The organism is Phormidesmis priestleyi BC1401, from assembly GCF_001650195.1.
In the GTDB taxonomy this organism is placed as follows: Bacteria; Cyanobacteriota; Cyanobacteriia; order Leptolyngbyales; family Leptolyngbyaceae; genus Phormidesmis_A; species Phormidesmis_A priestleyi_B.
Genome location: NZ_LXYR01000108.1, coordinates 1 through 6,591, shown reverse-complemented (window position 1 = coordinate 6,591; position 6,591 = coordinate 1). Strand labels below are relative to the sequence as shown.

Below are 6,591 nucleotides of genomic sequence, written 5' to 3'. Positions count from 1 at the left end.
ATTGAACATCACGGTCTAACGGTACGAAGTCCACTCAAGGGACTGAGAGAGGGTTTGAGGTTCAGTCCGTTTCAACGGACTTCGCAAGGCTAGCCCGGAATTCCATTCACGGGCGGGACAGAACCGCAGCGAATAGACGGGTGCAAGATCTGAGCAATTAAACTGAAGACCCTCATCCCCTAACCCCTTCTCCCCAAGGAGAAGAGGAACCGGACTCTGGCTCCCTCTCCTATGGGAGAGGGCTGAGGTGAGGGCAGCTTCACCAAGGTACGCCCTGTGAGTCAATGCTCATCTGAAATACTGACCCTGACAGCGCAAACCAGCCCTCCTCAAACATCCTCTTACCACTCGACCTGCGATCGCTCGTGCAGCACTCGCCCATACACCGCTTCTGTCTGCTTCGCCAGCTTTGCCCAGTGAAAGCGCACCTCTAAATCTTTGAAGGCATTCTCAACCAGCCATTGAGAATAGTCAGGGTTCTTCAGCACCTCAATAATTCCCCAAGCGAGAGAATCTGAATTACCCGTCCAGGTGACGATCCCCGTTCTGTTGTGCCGAACGACTTCAGGCAAACCTCCTGAATCCGATACGACCACAGGCACTCGTGCCGCAAAACTTTCTAACGCCACAATCCCAAACGGCTCATAGAGACTGGGAAAAACTGCACAGTTGGCGATCGTTTGAAACTTATCTAAATCTTCATCGAGCATGAACCCCGTGAAGAAGCACGCTTGCCAGATGCCCAAATTCCAGGCTTGACTCTTTAAATAATCGGTGTTGCCCCCGCCAATAAACACAAACTTCACTTGAGTTCCCATTGCCTGAAGCACTTTTGGAGCCGCACTCAGCAGAACAGAAATGCCCTTTTCGTAGGTCATTCGCCCCACATAATAGACAATCTTCTCGTCATCTCCTGCAAATCGCCGCCGAAATTCTTGCACATCAAACCCTGGATGACGCAGCTTTTTTTCCGCCCGAATGCCGTTATAGACGACATCAATCTTGTTCCAGGGAGTGTGCAGCGATCGTTCAACTTCTCGCCGCATATAGTCGGTGCAGACAATCACCCGCCACGCGTCATGAGTCAAGCAGCGCTCCTTCTCATTCACATAGCGCTGATCCTCGGTGTGAACGCCATTATTTCGTCCCCCTTCGGTCGCGTGAATGGTTGCCACAAGCGGAATTTTGAACAAATACTTGAGCGCGATCGCCGCATCACCGACCAGCCAATCATGAGCATGAATGATGTCAAACGCACCCTCTTCTCGAATCAGCTTGCCGCCGTGCTGACCCATACTGGCGTTCATGTTGACGACCCAGTGCAGAAAGTTTTGGCTCTCATCGACACTGACGCGATGCACGCCTACCCCATCGACCACTTCATAGTGAGGAGCCTGACCAAACTGCACCGTAATCAGATGAATTTCATGCCCTAGCCTGACCAACTCTGGGTATAGCTCCGCCACATGACGAGCGATGCCGCCCACAATGCGGGGTGGAAACTCCCAGGTCAATACCAAAATCTTCATCAGCCCCAATCTCGACGATTCGTATTTTCACTCTACAGAAACTTGGCGGACACTCTCACAGACCTTGCCCAAAACGCGATAATCTATAGATATTCTATACAAATGACTCGATCGCTCCATTCTCTGCTCACCTAAGCTTCCTGCATCCACTGCTTGAGATGGAATCTAGCTCTATCTTTAGAGTTTCCGCCCAAGGTTGCCAGTATAGCGCTGTCATCTTTTCTAAGACTGCGATCGAGGAATGTCTTAATTTATTCATTCTGATAGTCAATTATCCCCGTCTGTTTTAGCAATTCATTGATGATGCAGGCACCTTCCCAAACGTTAACAAATGCTGAAGTGCCCTTACAGATCTTGCTGTTTGTCGATCAGCGACCCACTGCAAAAGAGCAGATCCAGCAGATTCGCCGCTTTTTGAACGATTTAAGAGCTGACTGTCCGTTTGAGCTTCAGGTGATTGATGTCGGTGAACAACCCTACTTGGCAGAACATTTTCGCCTTGTTGCTACGCCTGCCTTGATTAAGATTCACCCCGACCCTCGGCAAACTCTAACCGGAATGAATTTGGTTGCTCAACTCAAAGACTGTTGGTCTCACTGGCAAACTTCAGTTGAGAGCTTTTTAGAGAATCAGGTTGAGTTGAAATCGACGGTTGACCAGGCTCCTTTTGTTTCGGCTTCAAAAATTTCTTCGATCGCTCACTCATCCGAGCTGTTGCAGCTAACCGACGAGATTTTTAATCTCAAGCAAGAGAAAGAAGACCTTCAGGTACAGCTCCAGTTTAAAGACCAGATTATCTCAATGCTGGCTCACGATTTGCGAAATCCTCTAACAGCAGCCTCGATCGCGATTGAAACTCTAGAAATCGGTCACAAAGCGCAAGAAGGACAAGGCTATCGGCTCACTTCGGCAATGACGGCTCAATTGCTCAAACATGGGCGGTCGCAGATTCGCACTATCGATCGCATGATCACCGACATTCTGCAATCCGCCAGGGGCACCAGCGCTGAACTGCAAATTGTGCCGCAGAAGTTAGAACTTGGTGCCCTGTGTGACAGTGTTCTAGAAAATTTAGAAGAACGGTTCCGCGCTAAGTCGCAGCAGGTCAATACTGACATCCCGACCGATCTGCCGATCGTCTACGCCGACACAGAACGGGTGCGTCAAGTTTTAACCAATATTCTCGACAACGCCGCGAAATATACGCCGATCGATGGCACCATTCACGTCTCAATGCTGCATCGCACGGCTCAGAAGGTGCAGGTTAGCATCTGTGACACTGGACCCGGTGTGCCAGAAGAAAACCGCGATCGCATTTTTGAAGACCATTTCCGCCTTCAGCGAGATCAAGCCCAAGATGGCTACGGGATTGGCTTATCGCTTTGTCAACGCATTGTTCGAGCACACTATGGGCAGATTTGGGTTGATTCTGTCCCCAATCAGGGCAGTTGCTTTCACTTTACGCTGCCCGTTTATCGATCGCAGCGATAGACCACAGTCTCTACGATCTGTCTGTTAATTTAGGCATTACTTATCCGGATTTCAGTCGTCAACATCAAAACTATATAAAAATCCTCAGATCTTTTCAGAAAATTTATATATGGGTAAGCATTTTCAGTGATTTTACTGAAGATTTTTCAGGTTTCCGTAGAGCAAAATTATTACTTTAATTTTTGCCAATGTTATTTTTAGTTTGCTTTATTTATAGGCAATGACTAAGATTTGGTGGCGTGATTTCGATAATTTTCAGAGCAATAATCTATTTTTTGATTGCTTAAAAAACCGATTTAAGTAGAAAAAAGTTAAATAAATTACATTCAATTTAATCAGTACTGAGCATCTGGCTGAGGCATTTGTTAAGAGGTAAATCCTTCTTGAATTGAGAATAATTAGCCCTTAGAAATGATGTAGTTACGGTATAAGTAGAGTGCCTATTAATACTTAACCTTCTTCAATTGTTCTAACTTTGAAAATTATCTATATTAAATGCAGAGCTTTACGAGTTGACTGTTTTAGCAGTCGGACTCCTTATGTATCTAAGTATTAAAGCTTTTTAATGTGACTAAAAGTACCAAACGTTTTGAGAGGACTGGATTGTTTGAGAGCATTTTTTTGTACAACAAAGTCTTTTTGATAACGGGGTTAGCAGCCTCTAAGAAAGCTTGTAATTTTAGCGATCGAACACCTCTTCTATCGTCGCTAACCTCCCACAAGCTTTGACCGTTCAAAGATGAGTGTTATTACGGTACTAATCCACCATTAACTCCCTTATAACTAACCTACAAGCCTCCTGTTAAGAAAGAATGAATCGTAACCTTTATTAGATTGAATAAACGCTCTTACATTCTTGAGTTTTCTCTCGCTTGTTTAATGATTCAGCTATCTAGCTGATCTGCATTAGTTTCTGAAGATGTTAGGTTTGGGTGTGGAAGAAATTTTGGCATTTGATTGCTCAAGGTCTGAGTGGTCAAAAGACAAACTTTTTCGACAGCCACAATGTAAAACCGTTATCCCGTTGTAGCGTTGTAGGGACTGCTTTTCTAAATGAAGTACGACTCCTTGGAATATCAGCCCACTAACCACCATGAAGTGGGCGTTTATGAGTGTGAGATTCATCTCAAGTTCAGATTAGTTGAAGAAAAGCGGGTGTTGAAAGACCGCGAACAACTCTTGGAGATGTTGCTTGATGCCTTTACCTGCGGGAGCGATGAATTTATGGAGCCTCTCCAAGTCGAGGTCGAAGCGCGAGAAATCCTAGAGATTGAAGCCTCGCCCCAGATGCGTCGTCAGTTGATTCGGCTACGCAACTCCAAAGACTAAGAAAAGCTTGTGCGGTCAGATGGGTTGACTTGCCTGAGCGACAGCGTTTTCCTACAAAATTAGCCTGTGATCTTCATCGCTGCTGACTGCGACTTTAGATTACGGGCTTTTTCATGGCAAGCTTGTTGTGCAAGCGGTCTCGATCGATTGCACAATGGAAGCAGTTGATACTTTTTCTAAAAGCAATGACCACTGCCCTTGCTGACACCAAAAATCTCCTGGCTGACTTGATTAGTCGCTATCGCTCTCAGGTCGATTATTTAGCCATTCGTCTAGAAGCGGCTGAGGGCACCGATATTTTACTCAGAGGCACCAAGATCGAAACTTTGAGTGAGGGCATCTCGATCGGAGGGCAAGTCAGAGCCTGTCACAAGGGGGGCTGGGGCTTTGCCAGTTTTAATCAGCTTTCAACCCTGTCAGACCGGATCGAAGACGCGATCGCGGCGGCTCGACTGGTGGGTACTGAAGAAACGATTTTAGCTCCGGTCGACCCGGTTCAAGATATCTGCACGCTTCCGCTCACGGGCACCGATCCCCGACAGATTCCGTTGGCACAAAAGAAATCGCTGTGTCAATATTATGGCGGACTTTTGAGAGAAGTCGATTCTCGCATTGCGACGGTTTCAGTACGCTATGGAGACAGCGCTCAGAAGATGATTTTGGCGACTTCCGACGGGACGTTTATTGAGCAGTCTTGGGTCGATATTGAGATGCGCTTTGCTGCCACTGCCCGAAATGGTGAAACAGTGCAGACCGGGCGAGAAACGATCGGATCTCGCAAAGCCTACGAAGATTTGATCGGTTTAGATGGTCAGGTTCGCAGTGCGGCTCAACGAGCGGTTGATTCTCTGGCGCTGTCCCCGGTGAAGGGAAACGCCTACACGGTGGTGATTGACCCGATTCTGTCTGGGCTGTTTGTCCACGAGTCGTTTGGGCACCTCTCAGAAGCAGACATGGCATATGAGAATCCAGATTTGCTGGAAGTTATGAGTTTGGGGCGGCGATTTGGCTCTCCAGAGTTGCAAATTTTTGATGGTGCCGCCCTTGAGGGGCATCGAGGCAGCTATTTTTACGATGATGAAGGCGTTCCGGCAACCACGACTCAACTGATCAAAGACGGCGTTTTAGTCGGTCGTCTTCATTCTCGTGAGACGGCTGGCAAATTAGAAGAGACCCCCACCGGAAACGCTCGGTGTTTGAATTACCACTTTCCGCCGATCGTTCGCATGACCAATACCTGGATCGAGCGCGGCAAAACTCCGGTTAAAGACTTGTTTAGCGACATCAAAGAAGGAGTTTATGCGCGCAACTGGTTAGGCGGCATGACGAATGGAGAGATGTTTACCTTCACGGCTGGCGAAGCTTGGATGATTCGCAACGGTGAAATTGCAGAACCTGTGCGCGATATCACCCTATCTGGCAATGCCTTTAAAACTCTGGCAGACATCGAAGGAATCGGAGACGACTTTTATTGGGATGAGTCGGGCGGCTGTGGCAAAGGCGGACAGAGCGGTCTAGCTGTGGGCTGTGGCGGTCCTAGCTTGCGAATTCGGGATGTCGTCGTGGGGGGAGAAGCGATCGAAGAGTAAAGCCTTTTAAGTAGACAGGCGCAATGAAAGTCATTCGGCTGCGCTCAACGCGATGAGAGTTCTGGCTTTGAGCGTTGAGCAGAGCCGAAACGCGTCTCACCGTTGATTCTCTCCACCTACTTATTTCTCTTTCTCATCCTTCGGCGGCAGATGTCTGCCCCGTCGTTTACGAGCTTCCATTGCCCGTTCTAAAATGGTTAGCAGTCCAGGGGCTTCTTCTTGTAATGCCAGCAGTAAGCGCTCGCCTTCTTCGAGGTCGCCGAGGTCTTCTCCAGTTTCCATCACGGCTTGGAGGCGAGGCAGCGCGAGTTCATCGACCAGTTGGACCAGGCTGTGGAGGCAGCGATAAAACTGCCGCTCGGTGAGAATCGCATCTTCGAGGGGAAACTCAATAATGGCGCGGATTTCACCGTCTGAGGGGTCATATTCCCACTGAAGCATTTTGGTTTCCCAGGAGATGCAGACCATGCTCTGCAAAATCGCGGTCTTGTGAGGATGGTCTTTGACTCCAGCTAGGACGCGCGGCGCAAAAATCTCGAAAAACTCGCCGTCTTCGTCTAGCTAGGCAGGCGGGAGTCCCCACACCATAATTTTTAATTTGGTGTGGCGGTGAAAGCCGTGCGAGTTAACGAGCAAACTCCTACGCTACTCAA

5 protein-coding genes are annotated in these 6,591 nt (G+C 48.1%); 3 read left to right on the top strand and 2 right to left on the bottom strand.

The genetic code is table 11. The annotated features are described in order from the left end of the window. Positions 1–341 precede the first annotated feature (341 nt). Complete coding sequence (locus tag A8707_RS25175; protein ID WP_068820073.1) at positions 342–1,529, bottom strand: glycosyltransferase family 4 protein; 1,188 nt, start codon at positions 1,527–1,529, stop codon at positions 342–344. Positions 1,530–1,829: 300 nt separating this feature from the next. On the opposite strand from A8707_RS25175, the gene A8707_RS25170 reads away from it, so the two are divergent. The 3 genes from A8707_RS25170 to A8707_RS25160 all read left to right on the top strand — a co-directional run bounded on the left by A8707_RS25170 (position 1,830) and on the right by A8707_RS25160 (position 5,938). After that, positions 1,830–3,020, top strand: coding sequence for a histidine kinase (locus tag A8707_RS25170; protein ID WP_331711746.1), 1,191 nt, complete (start codon positions 1,830–1,832; stop codon positions 3,018–3,020). Positions 3,021–4,073: 1,053 nt separating this feature from the next. Then, a complete protein-coding gene (locus tag A8707_RS25165; RefSeq protein WP_068820071.1) occupies positions 4,074–4,349 on the top strand; it encodes an Npun_R1517 family heterocyst differentiation transcriptional regulator in 276 nt (91 codons plus the stop codon). A 185-nt stretch (positions 4,350–4,534) separates the two neighbouring features. Beyond that, complete coding sequence (locus A8707_RS25160) at positions 4,535–5,938, top strand: TldD/PmbA family protein (protein ID WP_068820075.1); 1,404 nt, start codon at positions 4,535–4,537, stop codon at positions 5,936–5,938. A 120-nt stretch (positions 5,939–6,058) separates the two neighbouring features. Here the strand turns inward: A8707_RS25160 and A8707_RS25155 are convergent, their stop codons facing one another. Next, positions 6,059–6,379, bottom strand: coding sequence for a hypothetical protein (locus tag A8707_RS25155; RefSeq protein WP_231948467.1), 321 nt, complete (start codon positions 6,377–6,379; stop codon positions 6,059–6,061). Between the last annotated feature and the right edge of the window lie 212 nt (positions 6,380–6,591).